Raw genomic sequence first — 20,747 nt, 5'->3', positions numbered from 1 at the left:
GTGTGGTTTGAATGTCCAACCAGATGAACCGTAGCACCCCCGGTTTGAATTCCAAACCAGAGCGGGACACTCTCGCGGTGGCGCTCGACGCGGTCAACGACAGGTGGTCTCTGCACATCGTGCGAGCGCTCGCCTTCGGCGCGTCGCGTTATACCGAGATCCTGCGCGCGGTCGGCGCACCCCGGGACGTCCTCGCCGCCCGGCTGCGGAAACTGGCCGAAACCGGAATCCTCCAGGCCCGTTCCTCCGAGGACGGCAAGGTCGCCGGGTACGAACTCACCCAGAAGGGTCGGGACCTCGGTCAGGTCATCCTCGTGCTCAAGCGCTGGGGCGACACCTACAGCGATGCCGACGTGCCCACAATCAACTTCATCCACGACGTCTGCGGTGAGGTGTTCGTCGCCGAGGTGCGCTGCCAGGCGTGCGGCCGGCCCCTGAAGCCCGGAGAGCTGTCCCTCGACGAGGAGTCCCCGACATGCTGACCGACCTCGAACTGGCCGACTGGCGCGAGCGGGTCGCCCGGCTGTACCTGTCCGACGTCGACCTGGCGGGCTTCCGCGCCGGCCGCGACGACCTCTTCGCCACCCACCCGCAGAGCCCCATCCCGCCCGACGAACGGCCCGCCTTCCGCGGTGTGCGGTACTTCCCACCCAACCCGGAGGCGGTGGTCGAAGCGCCGCTGCGGCCGGCCAGCGGTGAGCTGAGCATCGACACCGGCGGCCCGGACGGGGTCGTGACGTACCGGCGGGTGGCCGTGGCCGAGACGTCGTGGGGGCCGCTCACGCTGTGGTGGATCGAGGCGTACGGGGGCGGACTGTTCGTGCCGCTGCGCGACGGCACCTGCGGACAGCAGACGTACGGCGGGGGCCGCTACCTCACCGACACGGTGAAGGGCACGTTCGGCCGGGGCGTCGAGCTGCTGCCCGGTGACCGGGTCCGCCTCGACGCCAACTACCTCTACAACCCGAGCTGCGCGTACGACGACCGCTGGGCCTGCCCCCTCGCGCCGCCCGAGAACCGGATCGACGTCCCGCTGCGCGCCGGCGAACTGGCGTACCACGACTGACCGGCGAGCGGGAGAACCGGTTACGAACACCGAGCTGACAACTTCCTGACATGCCTGCGCCAGGGTGGGGCCGAATCGGTCACACGACGGGAAAGAGGCACAGCATGGCGAGGCAGCGCACAGCGTTCCTGGTGTTGGCGGCCGTCATCGTGGCGGCGACCGCCGCATGCGACTCCGGCGGCGCGAAGACCGGCGCAGGAGAGCCCGACGTCGCCACGCTCCAGACGGCGACCGCCGCGTCGCCGTCGCGCAGCGCGCCGCCGACCGTGGAGGCGCCGAGGTTCCGCCTCGACGACACCGACGCGGACCGGGCCGCGAAGATGAAGCCGTACGACGACTGCCTCAAGCAGCACGGGCTCGACGTCATCGCCATCCGGCAGAAGCGCAAGCCCCCGCTCGGCGACGCCGCCCGGGAGGCCGCCAACAAGGCGTGCGAACCCCTCAACCCGCTCCCACCGTGGGAGGAGGACCCGGCCAACCCGAAGGCCCGCGACTTCACGTACGCCGTGGTCAAGTGCCTGAAGGCGAAGGGTGTGGACGTCGAGCTGTCACCCGACGGGTCGAGCTACGGCTTCAAGGGGTCGGTGGACGACCCGGGCGACGTCGAGAAGGGCATGAGCCTCGCCCTGGTCTGCCGCCGCGAGGTCGCGAAGTCCGCGTACTGAGCCCTCGCCCCGACGCGCGCCGATCTTGCACTTTCGGTCATTGATATGCCCGCTCTGCACCAACTTGGTAGCGCAGAAAGTGCAAGATCGGCGGCGGGGTGTCGACGGGTGCCGACGGGGTGTGGCTCAGCGGGTGTTTGGCGGGCGGGCGCCTGGCATCTGCATGCGGCCCAGGAGCTGCCTCGCCTGGTCGGCTAGCTGCGCGTCGACAGTTACGGCGTACTGGCCGGCGCGGAGCGAGCTGGCCGAGGTGAAGTCGCGCTGTCCGCCGGTCATGGCGTGCGCGACCGCGCCGAACACGGCGCCCCAGATCGCGCCGATGACCAGTCCGACCAGGATCACCGCCAGCCAGTTGCCGACGGTGAAGATGCCGAACAGCAGGCCGATGAAGAGCCCGAACCAGGCGCCGGTGCCGGCGCCGAGCAGGGCCGCGCGGCCCGTCGTCATCCGTCCCAGCACCGTCTCGACGAGCGTCAGGTTCGTCCCGACGATCGCGGTGTGCTCCACCGGGAAGCGGTTGTCCGCCAGGTAGTCGACCACCTTCTGCGCGGACGGATAGTCCGGATACGAGCCGATCGTCACGGTGGGTGGGCTACCTTCCGGCCCGTGCCCGTCCGCGCCGGGTGTCGACGGGCGGCCTGCGGGACCGGACGGAAGCACGTCACCACTGGTTGCGCCGGGCCGCCAGGCGGCGGTCGGCTCCGGAGCTGAGGTCATGAGCATCCTCCCTCGTCAGCCGCCCGGTTTCCCGCAAGTGCCGAGTGGTAACCGCCGGGTCGGCGGGTGGGTGCCGAGGCTCGGGAGGCATGCGCGGGGACGGCCCGGGTAGGCAGGCGGGTGCAGACCGCAAAGATCAGCGACCACGGCTTCCTCGCGGACGGCCGCAGCGCGGCTCTGGTGGACCACTCGGGGTCGGTGAACTGGTGGTGCCCCGGCCGGTTCGACGCCCCGTCGGTGTTCGCGCGGCTGATCGGCGAGGACGCCGGGCACTGGTCCATCCGGCCGGAGACCGACGACTTCACCGTCGAACGCAGCTACCTCGACGACACCCTGGTCCTGCGGACCGTCTTTCACACCGCCGGGGGCGAGGTGGAGTTGACCGACGCGCTCGCCCTGGAGCCGGGCGCGCGCGAGCACGACATCGGTCACCGCTCGCCGCAGGTGCTCGTCCGCAGCGTTCGGGGCCTCTCCGGCGAGGTGCCGATGCGGGTGCACTACCGACCCCGATTCGAGTACGGCCGTACCACGGCGTTCCTCGTCGAGCGGGACGGCGCCCTGGAGGCGGTTGGCGGGGCCAGCCGGCTCACCCTGGTCGCCAGCGTGCCGCTGACCTGCGGCGACGGCGAGGCCGCCGCCACGTTCACCGTCCGCGCCGGCACGACGAACAACTTCACCCTGGGGTACGCCCCGACCTACGACTCTCCGCGACCGCAGGTGCCCGACGCCGACCGGACCATCGCCGACACGGCCGAGGGATGGCGCTCCTGGGTCCGGAGGCACGAGTACCAGGGGATCTACGCCGATCATGTCCGACGCAGCGCGCTCATCGTGCAGGGCATGACGTACCGACCCAGCGGCGCGGTGGTCGCCGCCGTGACGACGTCGCTCCCGGAAGAGCTCGGTGGGGACCGGAACTACGACTACCGGTACGTCTGGGTCCGTGACTTCAGCCTGACCCTGCGGGCGCTGTGGCGAACGGCCTGCTTCGACGAGGTGCAGCGGCAGTTCACCTGGCTCGGCCGGGCGATGGGCCGGATCGACGAGGAGCCGGTGCCCATCATGTACGGGGTGCTGGGGGAGCGGGACCTCACCGAACACCGCCTCGACCAGCTCGCCGGCTACCGGGACAGCCCGCCCGTGATGATCGGTAACGACGCGTGGCGGCAGCGGCAGACCGACGTCTTCGGCGAGGCGATGGACGCGGCCTGGCTCATGCGTGACCGGCTGGAACCGTTGGAGCCCGACGTCTACCACCTGCTGCGGTCCCTCGCCGACAAGGCGGCCCGGGACTGGCCGCTGCCCGACGCCGGGATGTGGGAGGAGCGCGGGATCGAACACCACCACGTGTCCTCGAAGGTGCACTGCTGGTCGGCGCTGGACCGGGCGGTCCGCTTCGGCGCCCGACTGGGAGAGCCGCAGGACGTGGCCCGCTGGGCGGCCGCCCGCGACAAGGTCCGTGCCGAGGTGCTGGAACGAGGATGGAGCGAGCGGGTCGGGGCGTACACCGGAAGTTACGAATCCGACGACCTGGACGCGTCGGTGCTGGTGATGCCCCTGGTGGGGTTCCTGCCGGCCGACGACGAGCGGATGCGCTCGACGATCCGTGCCGTGGAGGACAAGCTGTCCCACGACGGCCTGCTGCGACGCTGGGACGGCGACCCGGCCGGGTTCCTCATCTGCTCGTTCTGGTTGGTCTGCTGCCTGGCGCTGGCCGGCGAACGGGACCGGGCGCGCGAGCTGTTCGAGACGCTGCTCGCGCGACTCAACGATCTGGGACTGTTCGCCGAGCAGATCGACCCGCGGACCGGGGAGCAGTTGGGCAACTTTCCCCAGGCGTTCTCGCACATCGGTCTGATCAACGCCGTCGGTGTGCTCAGCGACGTCGAGGAGGACTCGGCGCTGCGCAGCCTGGGCATGCCGCCCGCCTTCTTCACCCCGGCGTCGCGCTGAGCACGCCGCCCACGCCCGGGGGATGATGCCGGCATGAGGCTGGTGCTCACGGCGGACACGCATCTGCCCAAGCGGGCCCGGGACCTCCCGGAGCAGTTGTGGACGGCGGTCGAGGCGGCGGACGTCGTGCTGCACGCCGGCGACTGGGTCGACGAGTCGCTGCTCGACGCGATGACCGCCCGCGCGCGACGGCTCGTCGGCGTGTACGGCAACAACGACGGGCCGGCGCTGCGTGCCCGGCTGCCCGAGGTGGCCCGCGTGGACCTCGACGGGCTACGGGTCGCCGTGGTGCACGAGACGGGTCCGCGCACCGGCCGCGAACAGCGGTGCGCGGCCCGTTTTCCCGACGTCGACCTGCTGGTCTTCGGGCACTCGCACATCCCCTGGGACACCGTGGCCCCCAACGGGTTGCGCCTGCTCAACCCCGGGTCGCCCACCGACCGCCGCTCCCAGCCACACGCCACCTACATCGAGGCCGAGACGACCCGGGGGAGCCTTACGTCCGTACGCTTGCACACCCTGCCGCGTCGCTGACCAGCGCTCCTACTGCCCCCGGCCGGTCTCGGCCTGGAGCTCGTCGATCCGCTTGGAGGCCTCGGCCTTGGTCAGCTCGTCCGGGAGCGTCGTGTCCGCCTCCCGGGCCAGCGTGGCCAGGTACGACTCCTGGGCCGCCGTGGGCGGCTCGTCGCCGGTGACCCACTCGTCCGGGTCCTTGATCGCGCCGCGCGGGTCGGCCTGCTCGTTGCTACGGTCCGTCATCCTCATCACCCTTTCTTCGAACGGGTGTGCCAGTACCCCGATCGCCGCCGGTTCATGCCCCGAGGGTCTGTTTCATGAGGGCGGTCTATGAGCCAGACCCTAGGATCGTCGGATGAGCGTGAACTCCGCAGGCGTGCTGGTGGTCGGGGCGGGCATCGCCGGGGTGGCGTGCGCCGTGGAGCTGACCCGCGCCGGGGTGCCGGTGCGGGTCCGTGAACGGGGCCACGTCAGTGGCGGCCGGATGGCCAGCAAACGCTTCGACGGCCGCCCCGCCGACATCGGCGCCGCGTACTTCACGGCCACCGAACCGGACTTCGCCGCCGTGGTCGACGAGTGGCGTGCCGCCGGCCTGGTCCGCGAGTGGACCGACACCTTCTGGGCGTACGACACGAACGGCCGTCACGACGTGCCCGGGCCGCTGCGCTACGCCGCCCCACGCGGGCTGCGCTCGCTCGTCGAACACCTCGCCCGTCCGGTGCCGGTGACCGTCGACCGGTTGGTGCTCGCCGTGGAACCCGGGCCGACGGTCGACGGCGAGGCGTACGACGCCGTCGCCCTGGCCGTGCCGGGACCGCAGGCGGCCCTGCTGCTCGATCCGGCCCTGGCCGACGCCACCCGCGCCGTGCAGACGCAGACCTGGTCGCCGACCCTCTCCGCGGTGCTGCGCTTCGAGTCCCGGCGCTGGCCGACCTTCCGTGGCGCGTTCGTCAACGACCATCCGGTGCTCAGCCTCGTCTGCGACGACGGCGACCGGCGGGGCGACGACGCGCCGGTGCTGGTCGCGCACACCGTTCCGGAGTTCGCCGCCGGGCACCTGGCCCAGCCCAGCGCCGCCGGGCCGGCGATCGAGCAGGCCGTCCGGGACCTGCTCGGTCTGCCCGAGGAGGCCGTCGACGTGCACGTGCACCGCTGGACGTACGCCAAGCCGACCGGCGAACCGACCGACGTCACCCACCACCTCGACGTGGACGGGATCGGCCTGGCCGGCGACGCGTTCGGCCCACCCCGCGTGCAGAGCGCCTGGCGCTCCGGCCGGGACCTCGGTCGCGCGCTCGTCGCCCGCCTCGGCTGAGGAGTCCCGGCGCGCTCAGGAGTGCCCGGCGGCGGCCACCGGCTGGGCCTCGGACTCGGACGGGTCCTCGGTGCGCTCGCCCTCGCGGTCCAGCAACTGCATCACCGGGGTCGCCGCGACGCCGTGCAGCACCACGGACACGAGCACCACCAGCCCGACCGTCGCCCACAGCAGCTCCGCCTGCGGGAAGTCCGCCTTGGTGGTGGCGTACGCCAGGTAGTAGAACGAGCCCACGCCACGGATGCCGAACAGCGAGATCACCCAGTGCTCCGCCGGGCGACCGGGCGCGCCGCGCAGCGACAACCAGCCGACGGCCGGCCGGATCAGGAAGACCAGCGCCAACCCGACGGCCGCCGCCGGCCAGGTCAGCGGCGCGAGCAGACCGCCCACGATCGCGCCGCCGAGCAGCAGCAACAGCACCAGGGTGAGCAGCCGCTCTACCTGCTCGGCGAAGTCGTGCAGCACCGAGTGGAACTCGTGGGTCCGCTCGGCGGCCCGGATGGCCCGCGCGGCCACGAACACCGCCAGGAAGCCGTACCCGCCGGCCACCTCCACCAGCCCGTACGCGAGGAACGTGGCGGCCAGCGCCAGGAAACCCTCGGCGTGCCGGGCCAGCCGCAGCTCACTAGGCGCCCGGAAGAACAGCTTGCCGAGCAGCCAGCCGATGAGCAGGCCGCCGCCCACCCCCACGCCGACCTTCCAGAGCACGTCCACCGTGAGCCACTCGGCCATCCACGCGCGGGGGGCGAGGCTGGTCGACGCGATGGCGATGGCCGCGTAGACGAATGGGAACGCTAGCCCGTCGTTGAGGCCGGCCTCCGAGGTCAGGGCGAAGCGGACCTCGTCCTCGGAGTCCTCCACATCGGTCGGCTCGCCGACCTGCACGTCGGCGGCGAGCACCGGGTCGGTCGGGGCCAGCGCGGCGGCCAGCAGCAGCGCCGCCGCCGGCACCAGACCGGCCCACCACCAGCCGAGCAGCGCCACCGCCGCGATGCACACCGGCATCGCGATGGCCAGCAGCCGCCAGGTGGAGGACCACCGGGCCCAGCTCAACGGTCGGTCGATCTTCAACCCGGCGCCCATCAGGGCGACGATCACCCCGATCTCGGTCAGGTGGGTGGCCAGCTCGGGATGGGCCAGCGGGTCCGGCGTGGGCAGTCCGATCGGGAGGAGGAAGACCAGCATGCCGAGGGCGAGGAACGCGATCGGCATGGACAGCGGTCGGCGCTCCAACACCCGGGGCAGGATGCCCGCGAGCAGGGCGCCCACGCCCACCAACGCGAACGCCACATCTACCGGCTCCACGGACACCACCCTCTCGCCGCACCCGCACGATGCGGGCAGGTGGCCACAGACCATGCCCCGCGAGACTGGTGGCTATGCGTGTCGACCCGGACGAACCGGAGTGGGCCTCACCTCGGTCGGGTGAGGGGGGAGTCCGCCAGCTCGGCCAGCAGCGCCGCCGGGTCGTCGTACACCGCCACCGCGCCGGCGCCGGCGAGTTCGCCGCGGCTCGTGCCGCCGCAGGTCAACCCGACGCACGGGATGTCGAGCTTGCCGGCCGCCGCGACGTCCCACACCGAGTCGCCGACGAAGACGACCCGCTCGGCGGCCAGCCCCGACTGATCGAGCGCCGCTTCGAGAATGTCCGGCGCGGGCTTGCTCTCCTTGGCGTCGGCCGACGACGTGACGGTGTCCACCACGTCGTCCGCGTTCAGCGCCCGGCGCAGCGCGCCGACCTCGTGCTCGGCGGCCGAGGTGGCGAGCACCACCCGCAACCCGCGCTCGGCGCACGCGCGCAGCAGGTCCGCCGCCCGGGGCAGCGGCGTCAGCCGTTCCCAGTACTCGGTGTAGAGGGTGTCGTGCGCCTCGCGCAGCTTCGGATCCTCGTCGCGGTCCCGCTCCGGGCCGAGCAGGTGATCCAGCAGCTTGTCCGAGCCCATGCCGATCGAGCGGTGCACGGTCGCCATCGGCACCGGCCGGTCGGCCTGGCGCAGCGCCTCCCACCAGCTCACCGTGTGCAGGTAGGTGGTGTCGACGAGGGTGCCGTCGACGTCGAAGAGCACCCCTTGGGGTTGTTCGTTGGCCATGGCCGCACTCCTACCCCTCGCGCGATCGGCTGACTCGCCCCGCACGGGTCCGTGGGTACGACTCAGTGTGGTTCGGCCGCAGGGACGAGGATCTCGAACCAGACCGTCGAGCCGCGCACCGACGGGTCGGTGCCCCAGGCGTCACTCAGCTCCTCGATGAGACCCAGTCCACGCCCGCGACTGCTCAACGTGTCGGTACGCGCCCTGGTCACGGTGCCCCGGGTGCCGGAATCGGCGACCGAGACCAGCAGGCGCTCGGGGCTGAGGTCGATCTCCACCCGGGCGGCCGTGCCGGCGTGCAGCAACGCGTTGGTCGTCAGCTCGCTGGTGCACAGCACCGCCGCGCCGATCACCGACTCGGGCACCCGCCACTCGGTGAGCTGACCGGTCATCCAGTGCCGCACCCGGCTCGGCGCGGTGGGCTCCGCCGGCACCTCCATCGCCGCCGACCGGCTCGGCTTGAGCGCGTGCTCGACCGCCAGCACCGCCACGTCGTCCTCGGTGCCGCCGGACACCGCCGCGGTCGCCACCGCGCAGAGGGCACGGGGGTCGCTGGTGCCGGCCTTGGCCACCGCGTCGCCGAGGGCGTCCATCCCGGCGCTCAGGCTCTGCCTGCGCCGCTCCACCACGCCGTCGCTGAACAGCAGCAGGGTGTCGCCGGGCGGGAACGCGACGGTGACGGTGGTCGGTCGTCCGCCCAGCCCCAGCGGGGGAGCGGGCGGCACCTGGACGTACTCGGCGTGCGTGCGGCCGTCGGGCGCACACCGGCGGATCAGGGGAGCGGGATGACCGGCGCTGGCCAGGGTCAGTTCCCGCCGCTCGGCGTCGATGACCCCGAACGCCACGGTGACGAACAGCTCGTGGCTGCCGGCCTCCGCGCCGAGGCTGGTCACCAAGCGGTCCAGACCGGTCAGCACCGCGTCCGGCGCCGGATCGGCCAGGGCCAGCGCGCGCAGGGCCGCCCGCACCTGCCCCATCCGTGCCGCGGCCTGCACGTCGTGCCCAGCGACGTCGCCCAACACCACGCCGAGCGCGCCGGTGGGCAGCAGGAACGCGTCGTAGAAGTCGCCGCCGGCAGCGTTACCGTCCACCCCGGGGTCGTAGCGGGCCGCGATCCGCAGCCGGGGCAGGTCGGGCAGGTGCTCGGGCAGCATGCTGCGTTGCAGCAACTGGGCGGTGCCGTGCTGGGTCTCGAACCGCCGCGCCCGCTCCGCGGCCTGACCGATCAGCTCCGCCGACGCGGCCAGCAGCGCCCGCTCGGCGGCCGACCAGGAGTGCGCGACCTGGTAGCCGACCGTCAGCCCGCCCCGGACCACCGACGTGCCCAGCGGGAGCGCGGCCATTGAGCGGATCTTCTGGTCATGCCGGTCCACGGCGGTCTCGCGCAGCGGCTGGCCGTCGCGGGTGAACAGGGCCTCGCCCGACCGGACCGCCAGCGCGACGGGACCCTCCCAGTCGGCCGGCGCCCGCCGCCACAGCGGAGGCAGCCGCTCGTCGGCCTCGTCCATCAACTCGCCGCGCACCCGACGCACCATCCGCCAGCCGCCGCCACCCTCGTCGACCACGAACGCCACCCGGTCGGCGTCGAACATTCCGATGGTGTGGCGCAGCGCGACCCGGGCCACGTCGTCGAGGGTGAGGGTGCCGGCGAGCGCGGCAGCCACGTCGCTGAGACTCCGCAACTGCTCGGTGACGTGAGTGGTTTCGGCGGCCACCGTCAGGATTCCGACGATCTGCCCCGCGCTGTCGCGTACCGCCGAGTGACTGCGGGTGAAGACCACCTGTTCGACACCGCCACTCTCTCCGATCAGGGGGAGCGTGGACTCCTTCTCCAGGAACGGCACACCGTCGCGGTAGGCGCGCTCGATCGCGTCACCGAAGCCGGGCAGCTGCCAGACCTCGGCGTGGACCTCGGCGGCCGGTCGACCGAGGGCGGCCGGATGCTTGTCCCCCAGCAACTCGGCGTAGCCGTCGTTGTAGAGCAGAACCAGGTCGTCGCCGTACGCCAGCGCCATCGGCATCGGCGAGGCGAGGATCAGCCCCACCACGGCCCGGACCGCCGCGTCCCACCCCGCACGCGGGCCGAGCGCGGTGGCGGACCAGTCGTGGGCGAGCACGGCTGCCGCGCCGGGCCCGGTGGATGCGCCGGGGGCCGGAATTGCTGGCGTGGGGACTCGCCCGACCGTTCCTGGCATGTTCGCAGCCTAGCCGGCCGTCGCTCAGCCGCATCCGATCATGTGCGCGGGTCGCCGACACCCCCCGCGTGGTTGCTGTTCGGGCAGGTCAAGGCCCCTGTTAGTCGACTTGTCGGAAAAATGGCAGTGAGCCGCCCGGACTGCCGCACCGGTGGCCGGGTATGCGCCCGGCGCAGTCCACGCGACAGGAGGGACATCATGCTGAAAACCCTCGCGGTGCGGCAGGCCGACATCGGCGATGCCATCGCCGACACCTGGAGGTCGGTGCTGCTCTTCATCCCGAAGGCAGTGGCCTTCATCGTCATCCTCGTGGTCGGCTGGCTCATTGCCAGAGCGGTCCTCAAGATCGTGGATGCGGTGCTGGAACGGGTGCGCTTCGACGAAGCAGTCGAACGCGGAGGCATCAAACGGGCACTTGAGAGAACGAAGTACGACGCCAGCGACATCCTGGCCAGGTTGGCGTACTACGCCGTCCTGCTGTTCACCCTGCAGTTCGCCTTCGGAGTCTGGGGGCCCAACGCGATCAGTGACCTGATCCGCGGCGTGGTGGCCTGGCTGCCGCGCGCGTTCATCGCGATCGTCATCGTGGTGGTCGCGGCCGCTATCGCCAACGCCGTCCGGGATCTGGTCACCGGGGCGCTGGGCGGACTCTCGTACGGCAAGGTCCTGGCGGACCTGACGGCGATCTTCATCATCGCGCTCGGCGTGATCGCCGCCCTGAACCAGGTGGGTATCGCCACCACGGTCACCACTCCGGTGCTGATCGCGGTCCTCGCCACGGTCGCCGGAATCCTGATCGTCGGCGTCGGCGGTGGTCTGGTCAAACCAATGCAGAACCGCTGGGACGGCTGGCTGGACCGGGCCGCCCGGGAAGCCCAGGCGGTGCAGGAGCACCGGCGGGCCACCTCGGCGGGTCGCGGCGACATGGAGCGGCAGATGGCCGACCGTGGCGGCGACCGGACCCAGGCCATGCCCCGGGTCGACGAACAGTCGACGATGGCCGGCGGACGTGGCACGTACCAGTCCGGTGCGGCCGACGAAACCCAGCAGTACCGCCCGTAGCGGGGCGTGATCGTGCAAGGGAGGGCGTCCACGCGGCTCGCGTGGGCGCCCTTCGCGTGCTCAGGAACGGTCGAGCGAGCGGGCCAGCGCGCAGACGGCGACCAGCCGGGCGAGCGGCCACTCCGGCGCGCTCCAGTCCACCGACCCGCGCGGCGGGGCCCATCCGTGCTCCAGGGCGGCGGCGCGTACCCCCTCGGCGTAGCCGGCGAGCGCCGCGGCGGTCAACGGCCGCCGGTCACCGTCCAGGCTGTCCCGGACGGCGGCGGCGTGCTGGTCGACAAGCGCCAGCAGCCCGGGACGCGCGGCGGCGGCCGTGAGCCCGGCGGTGCCCACGGCGACGGTGAGGGCGGCCAGGGTCGACCGCGCCGACTCGACGGCGGTCGGGGAGGCGACCCGGTTGAACGGCACACGCATGGTGACCGAGGCTAACCCACCGGTGATCGACCGGCCTCGGCCGCTCGGCGCTTGTGGGTTGTGCCACCGGCCGAGTCTTGGCTGGCCGCGAGGGTTGATCCGGCACAGACGGGGCACCAGGCACCCGACGGCGCAGGACGGCACAGAGGGTGGGAGCGGCGATGGGGCAGCGGGCGGACGGGCCGGACGATCAGCACCGGCGGCCGGCCGGGGTGAGCGACGAGACGGTCGCCGCGCTCGGCAAGCTCAGCGAGGCGTTGGAGTGCGTCGAGCGGGCCCGCGGGCACCTGTACTCGCTGCACCAGCTCATCGGGCACGCCGATCTGATGCTCGACGACGCGATCGAGAGGTTCCGTGCCGCCGGGCACCACCGGATCGCCGAGCGGATCGACACCGAGCTGCTGGGCCGCAACGTGATCGCCGGCCGGTGGACGTTCCAGATCGTCGAGGACTTCGACGACGGCTACCACGCGCTGTTCCGGGAGCTGGGCCGGCAGGCCCGCGACGAACTGGTGGGCGGGCGGCGACACCTCTACGAGGCGGAGATGAAGGAGCGTCGCCGCACGCGGGGCCAGCCGGGGCACGAGGCCCGCCCGGACTGACAGCGGACCGCCGGCAAGTGGATGATCGCCTAGCGGGCCAGGCGGTCCAGCAGTTCGCCGAGCAGCGCGTGTTCGCCAGGGGTGAGGTCGCCCGGGTCGTCGCCGACCAGCGCACGCAGCGTCAGCGCGGCGCTCGCGCGAGTCGCGGGAGCGTCGGTGGGGGCCATGCGCAGGACTCCGGCCAGCGCGGCCTCGCGCACGCGTCCGGAGAGCCCGAGATCCGGCTCCGGCTGGCTGATCAGGGTGAGCGTGATGCCGACGTTGGCGGCCAACACCTGTTCGGCGGCATCGGCCGCCGGCACCTTGAGGCGGCTCCGGGCGGCGGTCAGCCGGTCGCGCAGCGCGGCGTGCGCCGGAGCGGTGACGGCGCACGGCTTTCCCGGCTCCGCGCGGCCGTAGAGCAGCCCGTAGAACGACGGGTGCTCCAGCCCGAACCGCACGTGTCTGTCCCAGCCCTCGCGTAGGTCGTTCAGCGGGTCGCCTGAGTTCTCGACCGCCGTGTACTGGGTGAAGCCGTGGCTCGCCACGGCGTCGACCAGGCCCTGCTTGCTGCCGAAGTGGTGGTACAGCGTCGGGGCCTGCACCCCGGCGCGATCGCACACCGCCCTCGTGGACACCGTGCCGCCGCTCTCCAGCAGTTCCGCTGCGGCGAGCAGGAGTCGATCTCGTGCGTTCTGCATGGTTGCTACATTAGCTCATGTAGCGCTACATTGCGCTCTATAGCGAAAGGAGAAGTCCATGAGGACTTGGTTCATCACGGGTGGGACGCCCGGCGGGTTCGGCCACGTCTACGCCGAGGCTGCCCTGGAGCAGGGCGATCAGGTGGTGGTGACCGCGCGTCGGCCCGCTGAACTGCGGGAATGGGCTGAGTCGTACGGCGACCGGGTGCTGGTTCTCCAGCTCGACGTCACCGATGCCGACCAGGTCCGTGCGGCGGTCAAGACGGCCGAGGAGCGGTTCGGCGGGATCGACGTACTCGTCAACAGCGCGGGCCGTGGCTGGTACGGCTCGATCGAGGGTGCCCCCGACGAGACGATCCGCCGCACGTTCGACCTCAACCTGTTCGGCGTGGTCGAGGTGGTACGCGCCGTCCTGCCCGGTATGCGGGCACGCGGTGACGGCTGGATCGTGAACATGTCGTCGGTGGCAGGCCTCGTCGGCGCGCTGGGGTTCGGCTACTACGCGGCGGCGAAGTTCGCGGTCGAAGGACTGTCGGAGACACTGCGCCAGGAAGTTGAGCCGTTCGGCGTGCGCGTGCTCGTCGTGGAGCCGGGAGCGTTCCGCACCAAGGCCTTCGCCTACTTCCAGAACGAGGACGTCAACGAGACCGTCGACGCCTACGTACCGATGGTCGAGGGCGTCCGGGCGGCGTTCGTGGACCACGACGGAAAGCAGGCGGGAGACCCCGTTCGTGGGGTGCAGGCCGTGATCAGCGCCTTGAACGCACCCGTCCCGCCGAAGCGGATCGTGCTCGGCAACTCCGGCTACGACGCCGTTGTCGCGATGCACGAGAACGCACTCGCGGAGCTGCGAGCGAACGAGAAGCTCTCCCGTGGAGCGGACTTCTGAGCCTGTCAGACACCAGGACGCGCCCGCGTCCTGGCACCCGAGAAGACTGGAGAGAAGAAATGAACGACATCACTCTGCCCAAGGCCGTCGATCACTTCATCACGGCAACCAACGCCCACGACGCGAACGAGCTGGCCGCGGTCTTCGGCGACGGGGCCACCGTGCGCGATGACGGGCAGACCTGGGCCGGCGAGGCCGAGATCCGCGAGTGGATCCAGGGCCACCTGATCAACCCCAGGGTCGTGCTCACGCCGACCTCGTTCGCCCACGACCGGCTGGTGGCCTCCGGGGACGGTGACTTCCCGGGCGGGCCCCTGTCCTTCGCCCTCGTGTTCGACATCAAGGACGACCAGGTCATCGGCCTTGAGATCGAGCCCGTCTGATTCGTCACCGGCCGGAACTGCCGGAGGGCGGCTCCGGCCGGTGACCAGGGAACGGGCGGTCCGGGGCACCTGCGAAGCGCCCCTGGCCGGAAGTGCGGTTGGCCGCTCTACTCGCTGGGGGCGTTGGCGGGCCGGCGACGGGCGGCGTCGTCGGCGATGATCACGGTGGCAACCATCAGCGCGACGCAGACGCTGAACAGCCACGAGTCGTCGGAGACGAGCCGGGCCGACACGGGCGCCTGGAGCGCGGCGAGCAGGAAGCCGAGCCAGGCGAGCCGGCGCTGACGCGTGGAGAGGATTCCGGAGCCTTGATGCATCCCGAAATTCTTACGCGAACGCGCGCGTTTGCCGTCCCCCGATCGGCCGATTCTGACTGAGCTGTCCGCTTTCTCGACCGTCCGGACACCACTTCTTGTCGCAGCGGGCGGGCCGCATTCGCCGCCGGTAGGGTGCGCTGCGGCAGGATGCTGTCCCATGTCCACCTCGCCCCCGCCACCCCGCGCCGCGCTGCTCCTGCTGGCCTACCTCGCGTTCGTCAGCCTCGGCCTGCCGGACGGGCTGCTCGGCGTCGGCTGGCCGTCCATCCGGGCGGACTTCGGCGTCCCGACCGAGGCCGTCGGGTTGCTGCTCACCGCGGGCACCGTCGGCTACCTCACCTCCAGCGTGCTGGCCGGGTTCACGCTGGCCCGCATCGGCGTGGGCGCGCTGCTCGCCGGAAGCACCCTGCTCGCCAGCTTGGCGCTGACCGGATACGCCCTGAGCCCCGGGCTGGCGGTGATCGTGGGCTGCGCGCTGCTGCTCGGGTTGGGCTCCGGCGCCGTCGACTCCGGCCTGAACGCGTACGCCGCCGGCGCGTTCGGTCCGCGCCACATGAACTGGCTGCACGCCTTCTTCGGGCTGGGCGTGGCGATCGGTCCACTGATCATGACAGCGGCGCTGAGCGTCGGACTGGCCTGGCGGTGGGGGTACGGCATCGTGGCCGCCGCCCAGCTCGCCCTCGCCACGGCGTTCGCGCTGACCGTACGCGCGTGGCGACGCCGCGATCCCGCTCCCGGGGCCAGCGCGGAGACGTCCGACACCGCTGCGCCGGTCCGGGTGCCGGTCCTGGCCACGCTGCGGCTGCCGGTCGTCTGGTCGGGGACGCTGGCCTTCGCGCTGTACGTCGCCATCGAGGTGTCCGCCGGGCTGTGGGCGTTCCTGCTGCTCACCCAGGGGCGCGGCCTCAGCGATGCGGTGGCGGGCGGCTGCGTCTCCGCGTACTGGGGGAGTCTCTTCGTCGGCCGGGTGGTGCAGGGGGTGGTGGCCGAACGGCTCGGGCCCCGGTTGGTGCTGCGGGTGAGCCTGGCCGGCATGGCCGTCGGCGCGGCGCTGATCGCCGTCCCCGGCCCGGCCGTGCTGGCCGTACTCGGCCTGGTCGTGCTCGGTTTCGCCGCCGCGCCGGTGTTCCCGCTGCTCACCCTCACCACCGCCGAGCGGGTCGGCACGGCGCACGCCGACCGCGCCATCGGGTTGCAGATCGGCGCCGCCGGTCTGGGCGCGGCGCTCGTTCCGGCGGGCCTCGGCGTGCTGATCAGCAACGTGTCGGTACAGGCGCTCGGCTCGGCTCTGGTGGTGCTCGCCCTGGCGCTGATCGTGCTCTACGAGCTGGGCGCCCGCCGGCCGTCCGGCGACGCCGGATCGACCGGGCCGCCCGGCGAGGACTATCCGTTGTCCGGCCCGGTACGGCCGGTCGTGGACGGACGGTAGGCGCGCTCCGGGTCGGTCGGCTCCCGCCCCGGCGCCTCGCCGCCCCGGTCGGCCGCCGCCGGGCCGTGCCCGAAGGCGGCCTCCTCGCCGGCGTCGTTGCCGGTCACGTCGTCGGCCTGCCCGTCGATGCTGGAACCCGCCACGGCGCGCTCCAACTCCTCCAGCGGCAGCCGCTCCTCGTCACGCCACACCCTGTCGTCCGTCATGCCATCAGCGGTACCCGGGCGCGATGATCGCAAACAGGTGCTCCACGGCCCGGAACACGACGATGGCCGCCGGAAGTCCGGCGGCCATCGTCGATCGCGTACGCCGATCACGGCTGCGGGCGGTCCACCGTGCCACGCCAGGCGCCGGTCTCCTGACCGCGCCGCTCGATGAACGTCTTGAACCGCTCCAGGTCGCCCTTGGCGCGGCGGTCGACGATGCCGAGCTTGTCGCCAGCCTGCTCGACCACACCGTGCGGCTCGAACTCGAGCTGGAGGGTGACCCGGGTCTTGCCCTCGTCCAGGCGGTGGAAGGTCACCACACCGGCCTGCTGGGTGCCGCCGGTCGAGCGCCACGCGACCCGCTCGTCGGGAAGCTGCTCGGTGATCTCGGCGTCGAACTCGCGCTTGACACCGGCGATATCCACCGTCCAGTGGGTCATCGTCTCGGAGAGCTGCCGGACCTCCTGCACGCCCTCCATGAACTGGGGGAACTCCTCGAACTGCGTCCACTGGTCGTACGCGGTCCGCACGGGTACGGAAACCTCGACGTGTTCGGTAACGCCACTCATCGTCAATCCTCCTTCGGCCGCTGTCTGTCGGATCGGGGGGCGATCACTACCAGCGGGTTGTCTCGTTCTTGTTGCCGAGCGCGGCCCAGACCTCGGAGACCGTCTGGTACTCGGTGCCCTCGGGCAGCCGTTCCAGCGCCGCCACGATGTCGTCGGGCGCCTCGTTCTCCCGCGCGCTGGCGATGAGCACCAGCCGGTCGCCGGGCAGCGCGCTCATCGAGATGAACCGGCCGAGCCGGCTGCGCTGCTCCACGTCGGTGGAACTCATGCCCTGCGGAGTGCCGGTGCGCAGGTCGCCCGCCGGGGCCGTGGTGGCCTCCGGCTGGTCCTCGCCGGCCGGCTCGGGCACCCGAGCCTCGTCGACCCGTGAGCCGCCGGTGCCCGGCCCCTGCACGAGGCCGCTGACCTCCTGGCTCATCTGCTCGTCGATCCTCGGTCCGTGCTTGCTGTTGCCACGCTCCATGTCTTCTGCGCTACCCGGCACCCCGTCCGGTAAACCGGCACCGGGTCGCGAACCGGCCCCCGGGCCGGACATCTGCGTCCCTTTCAGTCCTCGGCCGGCTTACGCGGCGGCAGCACCGGATCGCCCGCGCCCTTCTCGCCCGCCTGCAACTGCCGGCCGCGCTGCACCTCGGCGTTGATCTGCACGCCGAGCATCAGAGCGCTGTTGGACAGGTAGAGCCAGACCAGGAACGCGATGGCCGCGCCCAGGCTGCCGTAGGTCGTCTTGTAGGTGGCGAAGTTCGCGACGTAGAAGCCGAAACCGAAGGACACCACCGTCCAGGAGAACAGGGCCACAAAGCCGCCGGGGGTGAGCCAGCGGAAGCGGGGTTGGCGCACGTTCGGGGCGATCCAGAACAATAGGGACAGCAGCACCATCATCACCAGGGCGAGCACCGGCCACTTCGCGACGCTCCACACCGTTCGCGCCAGCCCACCGGCGTTGATCAGGTCGCCGACCGCGTCGGTGACCGGGCCGCTGACGATCAGGGCGAGGGCGACCACCGCGAGCAGCACCAGCGTCACGGCGGCCAGGCCGATCTGCAACGGCCGCAGCCGCCAGACCGGCCTGCCCTCGGTGACCCCGTAGATGGCGTTGGAGGCGCGGGTGAACGCGCCGATGAAGCCCGACGCGGACCACAGCGCACCGAGCAGGCCGAAGCTCAGCAGCACCTTGGCGTTGCTCTGCTGGACGACCACCGAGCGGATCACCCCGACCACGCCGCCGTCGTCGTCGGCCACCACCGAACCGGCGCCCACCTGCTTGGCCAGGTCGACAACCGTGTCGAGGGTCCGCTCGCCCGACGAGACCAGGCCGACCAGGGCCACCACGACGATGGCGGACGGAAAGAGCGCCAGCACCCCGTAGTAGGTGAGCGCGGCGGCCCAGTCCGAGCAGTTGTCGTTCACGAAGTTCTGCACACTGCGGACCAGCACCCCACGCCACGTCCGCCAGCTCAGTTGCCGGATCCGCCGGGGAACCCCCGAACGGGTGAGTGTCGTACCGGGCTCCGTGGTCGTCATGCCCGCTCCCTGTGCCCCCGGCCACCGGATGACCGGTGGTCCGGTCTGGCCTGGACCGGCCGGTACCCAGGGCGGGAAATCGACAAACCCGCTCGGCGGCCCGCCGACGCCGCTCGGGTTTGCCCCCGCGCTCGCAGGGAACGGACACAGTGACTCTGTCGATGCTTCAGGAGGACGAGATGCCCGCGCGCGACGACATGCCCAGCACGCTGCGACGCTCCTCGGACAAGGCGCAGCGCACCTGGGCGAAGACGCACGACTCGGCGGTGGAGACCTACGGTGAGGGTGAGCGGTCGCACCGTACCGCCTTCGCCGCGGTGAAGCACCAGTTCGAGAAGGTGGGCGACCACTGGGAGCCCAAGGGTCGTAAGGGCCCGAGCGACCGCCAGGCCGCCGGTGGAGGCCCCGAGCGGCGTGCCCCCACCGCCGGTGGGGTGGACGCCAACGCCAGCAAGGACCACCTGATGTCGGTGGCCCGCAAGCTGGACGTACCGGGCCGGTCCAGCATGACCAAGTCGGAGCTGGTCACGGCCATCGAGAAGGCCAACGACCGGGCGACCCGCAAGGCTCGCGGCGACTGACCCACGCGCGACGTGGCACGGGCCGGACGCGCCACCCCTGCGTCCGCCCCGTGCCGCTCACCACCGGGTCCGCTCACCTGTGGTTCACCACCGCCCGCCGCCGGGCGCCTCGATGTGCACCGCCTTCGTGGCGGTGAACTCGTCCAGCAGTTCCGGGCCGTACCCGAAGCCCTGCCCGCTGGCCCGGCGCGGATGCGCGGCTCCGCCCGGCGCCCCGCCGAACACCGCGTTGACCTTCACGGTGCCCACCGGCAGCTCCCGCCAGGCCCGCTGCGCGTGGCTCATCGACGCGGTCAGCACCGTGGCCGCCAGCCCGTACGGGGAATCCGCCGCACAGGTCAGCGCCTCGTCGAACGAGTCGACCACCACCACCGGGGCGACCGGCCCGAACGTCTCCTCGCGCACCAACGCCATGTCGTGCCGGCAGTCGGCGACCACGGTGGCCGGGTAGTACGCGCCCGGTCCGTCCGGCAGTTCCCCGCCGGTGCGTACCCGCGCGCCGGCCGCCACCGCCGCCGTGACCTGTCCGTGCACGTGGTCGCGGTGCCGCCGGTCGACGAGCGGGCCCAGGTCGGTGCCCGGGTCGCGCCCCGGCCCGACCCGCAACTCGTCGGCCCGCCGCACCAGCGCCGCCACGAAGTCGTCGGCCAGGTCGCGGTGCACGTAGATCCGCTCCACCGCCACACAGATCTGCCCGGCGTTGGCGAACGCGCCGAGCGCGGCCTGTTGCGCCGCCCACTCGGGGTCGACACCCGCGTCGACGACGAGCGGGTCGCTGCCCCCGTTCTCCAGCAGCACCTTCGCGCCGGTGCCCGCAGCCGCGGCGGCGATCTTGCGTCCGGTGGCGGTCGACCCGACGTGCGCGATCACGTCCACGTCCTGCGCGGCCAACGCCGCGCCGACCTCCGGGCCGCCGGTGAGCAGGGACAGCACGCCGGCCGGCAACGCCCCGTCCAGGGCCCGGGCCAGCAGCCAACCCGTCGCGGGCGTCCGCTCGCTCGGCTTGTAGAGCACCACGTTGCCGGTGACCAGGGCCGCGCCGAGCAGCCCACAGGACACCGCCACCGGGTCGTTCCAGGGGGTGATCGCGGCGACCACACCGCGCGGTTGCGGAGTCATGAAGTCCACCGCGTCGGTCGCGCCGTGCAACGTCCGTCCGCCGCGCAGCGGCGCGAGTTCCGCGTACTGTCGCAGGGTGCCGATGCCCGCCTCGACGCCGCCGCGGGCGTCCGCGAGTGGTTTGCCCATCTCCGCGGTGACCGCCGCCGCCAGCTCGTCGGTGAGCGCCGCGACCGCGTCCGCGGCCCGGTGCAGGGTCGCCGCCCGTTCGGCCGGCGCGGTCGCCGCCCATTCGTCGGCCGCCTCGCGTGCCGCCTGGGCCGCCTTGCCGACCTCGTCGGCCGTGGCGACCGGCGCCGAGGTGACCGGTTCGCCGTCCGCCGGATCACACACGACCAGCTCGCCGCCGGACCCGCCCGCACCCCACACCCCGCCCACCAGCTGCGCAACCGTGTACATGCGGCGCTGGATGCCCGAGCCCCGGCGAGACAAACGCGTTTCGCCCGGTTGCGGGC

25 protein-coding genes are annotated in these 20,747 nt (G+C 72.2%); 12 read left to right on the top strand and 13 right to left on the bottom strand.

The features are described 5' to 3' along the window. Positions 1–44: 44 nt before the first annotated feature. The 3 genes from ABZ272_RS30780 (at position 45) to ABZ272_RS30770 (ending at position 1,731) form a co-directional block, all read left to right on the top strand. The gene (locus ABZ272_RS30780) at positions 45–482 is read left to right on the top strand and encodes a helix-turn-helix domain-containing protein (protein ID WP_355053438.1); all 438 of its coding nucleotides are present in this window, start codon (positions 45–47) and stop codon (positions 480–482) included. Continuing rightward, entirely contained in the window at positions 479–1,066 is a 588-nt protein-coding gene (locus tag ABZ272_RS30775) for a DUF1684 domain-containing protein (RefSeq protein WP_355053453.1), read from the top strand. Before ABZ272_RS30780 ends, ABZ272_RS30775 begins: the two co-directional genes overlap by 4 nt. A 104-nt stretch (positions 1,067–1,170) precedes the next feature. Next, the gene (locus ABZ272_RS30770) at positions 1,171–1,731 is read left to right on the top strand and encodes a hypothetical protein (protein ID WP_355053437.1); all 561 of its coding nucleotides are present in this window, start codon (positions 1,171–1,173) and stop codon (positions 1,729–1,731) included. 126 nt (positions 1,732–1,857) lie between these two features. On the opposite strand, the gene ABZ272_RS30765 is transcribed toward ABZ272_RS30770, so the two are convergent. Next, entirely contained in the window at positions 1,858–2,448 is a 591-nt protein-coding gene (locus tag ABZ272_RS30765; RefSeq protein WP_355053436.1) for a general stress protein, read from the bottom strand. 120 nt (positions 2,449–2,568) lie between these two features. Between ABZ272_RS30765 and ABZ272_RS30760 the strand changes: the two genes are divergently transcribed. Beyond that, positions 2,569–4,401 carry a glycoside hydrolase family 15 protein gene (locus tag ABZ272_RS30760; protein ID WP_355053435.1) on the top strand — a complete coding sequence of 611 codons (1,833 nt, stop codon included), beginning with the start codon at positions 2,569–2,571 and terminating at the stop codon, positions 4,399–4,401. Positions 4,402–4,434: 33 nt separating this feature from the next. Next, complete coding sequence (locus ABZ272_RS30755) at positions 4,435–4,935, top strand: metallophosphoesterase (protein ID WP_355053434.1); 501 nt, start codon at positions 4,435–4,437, stop codon at positions 4,933–4,935. A gap of 9 nt (positions 4,936–4,944) precedes the next feature. Here ABZ272_RS30755 and ABZ272_RS30750 read toward each other — a convergent pair whose 3' ends face one another. Further along, complete coding sequence (locus ABZ272_RS30750; RefSeq protein ID WP_355053433.1) at positions 4,945–5,160, bottom strand: DUF3072 domain-containing protein; 216 nt, start codon at positions 5,158–5,160, stop codon at positions 4,945–4,947. Positions 5,161–5,293: 133 nt separating this feature from the next. Here ABZ272_RS30750 and ABZ272_RS30745 point away from each other — a divergent pair, with 133 nt between their 5' ends. Then, a complete protein-coding gene (locus ABZ272_RS30745; RefSeq protein ID WP_355053452.1) occupies positions 5,294–6,232 on the top strand; it encodes an FAD-dependent oxidoreductase in 939 nt (312 codons plus the stop codon). Positions 6,233–6,247: 15 nt separating this feature from the next. Here ABZ272_RS30745 and ABZ272_RS30740 read toward each other — a convergent pair whose 3' ends face one another. The 3 genes from ABZ272_RS30740 to ABZ272_RS30730 all read right to left on the bottom strand — a co-directional run bounded on the left by ABZ272_RS30740 (position 6,248) and on the right by ABZ272_RS30730 (position 10,517). After that, positions 6,248–7,537, bottom strand: coding sequence for a cation:proton antiporter (locus ABZ272_RS30740; RefSeq protein ID WP_355053432.1), 1,290 nt, complete (start codon positions 7,535–7,537; stop codon positions 6,248–6,250). A 107-nt stretch (positions 7,538–7,644) separates the two neighbouring features. Then, complete coding sequence (locus ABZ272_RS30735; protein ID WP_355053431.1) at positions 7,645–8,322, bottom strand: HAD family hydrolase; 678 nt, start codon at positions 8,320–8,322, stop codon at positions 7,645–7,647. Positions 8,323–8,384: 62 nt separating this feature from the next. Further along, on the bottom strand, positions 8,385–10,517 hold the full coding sequence (locus ABZ272_RS30730; protein ID WP_355053430.1) for a SpoIIE family protein phosphatase: 2,133 nt from the start codon (positions 10,515–10,517) through the stop codon (positions 8,385–8,387). A gap of 198 nt (positions 10,518–10,715) precedes the next feature. Between ABZ272_RS30730 and ABZ272_RS30725 the strand changes: the two genes are divergently transcribed. Next, positions 10,716–11,579 carry a hypothetical protein gene (locus ABZ272_RS30725; RefSeq protein ID WP_355053429.1) on the top strand — a complete coding sequence of 288 codons (864 nt, stop codon included), beginning with the start codon at positions 10,716–10,718 and terminating at the stop codon, positions 11,577–11,579. A gap of 60 nt (positions 11,580–11,639) precedes the next feature. On the opposite strand, the gene ABZ272_RS30720 is transcribed toward ABZ272_RS30725, so the two are convergent. Continuing rightward, positions 11,640–11,993 carry a DUF6401 family natural product biosynthesis protein gene (locus ABZ272_RS30720; protein WP_355053428.1) on the bottom strand — a complete coding sequence of 118 codons (354 nt, stop codon included), beginning with the start codon at positions 11,991–11,993 and terminating at the stop codon, positions 11,640–11,642. Between the two features lie 161 nt (positions 11,994–12,154). Between ABZ272_RS30720 and ABZ272_RS30715 the strand changes: the two genes are divergently transcribed. After that, the gene (locus ABZ272_RS30715; RefSeq protein ID WP_355053427.1) at positions 12,155–12,595 is read left to right on the top strand and encodes a hypothetical protein; all 441 of its coding nucleotides are present in this window, start codon (positions 12,155–12,157) and stop codon (positions 12,593–12,595) included. 29 nt (positions 12,596–12,624) lie between these two features. On the opposite strand, the gene ABZ272_RS30710 is transcribed toward ABZ272_RS30715, so the two are convergent. Continuing rightward, positions 12,625–13,275, bottom strand: a complete 651-nt coding sequence (locus tag ABZ272_RS30710; RefSeq protein ID WP_355053426.1) for a TetR/AcrR family transcriptional regulator — start codon at positions 13,273–13,275, stop codon at positions 12,625–12,627. Positions 13,276–13,333: 58 nt separating this feature from the next. Between ABZ272_RS30710 and ABZ272_RS30705 the strand changes: the two genes are divergently transcribed. Together ABZ272_RS30705 and ABZ272_RS30700 are read left to right on the top strand one after the other, a co-directional pair. Further along, positions 13,334–14,164, top strand: coding sequence for an SDR family NAD(P)-dependent oxidoreductase (locus ABZ272_RS30705; protein WP_355053425.1), 831 nt, complete (start codon positions 13,334–13,336; stop codon positions 14,162–14,164). A 59-nt stretch (positions 14,165–14,223) separates the two neighbouring features. After that, a complete protein-coding gene (locus ABZ272_RS30700) occupies positions 14,224–14,547 on the top strand; it encodes a nuclear transport factor 2 family protein (protein WP_355053424.1) in 324 nt (107 codons plus the stop codon). Positions 14,548–14,654: 107 nt separating this feature from the next. On the opposite strand, the gene ABZ272_RS30695 is transcribed toward ABZ272_RS30700, so the two are convergent. Further along, positions 14,655–14,864, bottom strand: a complete 210-nt coding sequence (locus tag ABZ272_RS30695) for a hypothetical protein (protein WP_355053423.1) — start codon at positions 14,862–14,864, stop codon at positions 14,655–14,657. Between the two features lie 157 nt (positions 14,865–15,021). Here ABZ272_RS30695 and ABZ272_RS30690 point away from each other — a divergent pair, with 157 nt between their 5' ends. Then, entirely contained in the window at positions 15,022–16,293 is a 1,272-nt protein-coding gene (locus ABZ272_RS30690; protein WP_355053422.1) for an MFS transporter, read from the top strand. Here the strand turns inward: ABZ272_RS30690 and ABZ272_RS30685 are convergent. The 4 genes from ABZ272_RS30685 to ABZ272_RS30670 form a co-directional block, all read right to left on the bottom strand. Continuing rightward, a complete protein-coding gene (locus ABZ272_RS30685) occupies positions 16,248–16,499 on the bottom strand; it encodes a hypothetical protein (protein WP_355053421.1) in 252 nt (83 codons plus the stop codon). The genes ABZ272_RS30690 and ABZ272_RS30685 overlap by 46 nt on opposite strands. A gap of 107 nt (positions 16,500–16,606) precedes the next feature. After that, positions 16,607–17,068 (bottom strand): SRPBCC family protein, encoded by a 462-nt coding sequence (locus ABZ272_RS30680; RefSeq protein ID WP_355053420.1) that lies wholly within the window; start codon positions 17,066–17,068, stop codon positions 16,607–16,609. A gap of 46 nt (positions 17,069–17,114) precedes the next feature. Then, positions 17,115–17,531 carry a DUF2795 domain-containing protein gene (locus ABZ272_RS30675; RefSeq protein ID WP_355053419.1) on the bottom strand — a complete coding sequence of 139 codons (417 nt, stop codon included), beginning with the start codon at positions 17,529–17,531 and terminating at the stop codon, positions 17,115–17,117. An 83-nt stretch (positions 17,532–17,614) separates the two neighbouring features. After that, complete coding sequence (locus tag ABZ272_RS30670; protein ID WP_355053418.1) at positions 17,615–18,592, bottom strand: YihY/virulence factor BrkB family protein; 978 nt, start codon at positions 18,590–18,592, stop codon at positions 17,615–17,617. Positions 18,593–18,771: 179 nt separating this feature from the next. Between ABZ272_RS30670 and ABZ272_RS30665 the strand changes: the two genes are divergently transcribed. Further along, positions 18,772–19,173: a ChaB family protein gene (locus ABZ272_RS30665; RefSeq protein WP_355053451.1), complete on the top strand. Its 402-nt coding sequence runs from the start codon at positions 18,772–18,774 to the stop codon at positions 19,171–19,173. Positions 19,174–19,257: 84 nt separating this feature from the next. Here the strand turns inward: ABZ272_RS30665 and ABZ272_RS30660 are convergent, their stop codons facing one another. After that, complete coding sequence (locus ABZ272_RS30660) at positions 19,258–20,691, bottom strand: aldehyde dehydrogenase family protein (protein WP_355053417.1); 1,434 nt, start codon at positions 20,689–20,691, stop codon at positions 19,258–19,260. Between the last annotated feature and the right edge of the window lie 56 nt (positions 20,692–20,747).

Origin of the sequence: Micromonospora sp. NPDC005979 (assembly GCF_040614415.1) — a bacterium.
Taxonomy (GTDB): Bacteria; Actinomycetota; Actinomycetes; order Mycobacteriales; family Micromonosporaceae; genus Micromonospora.
This window is presented reverse-complemented; position numbering and strand designations above follow the sequence as displayed.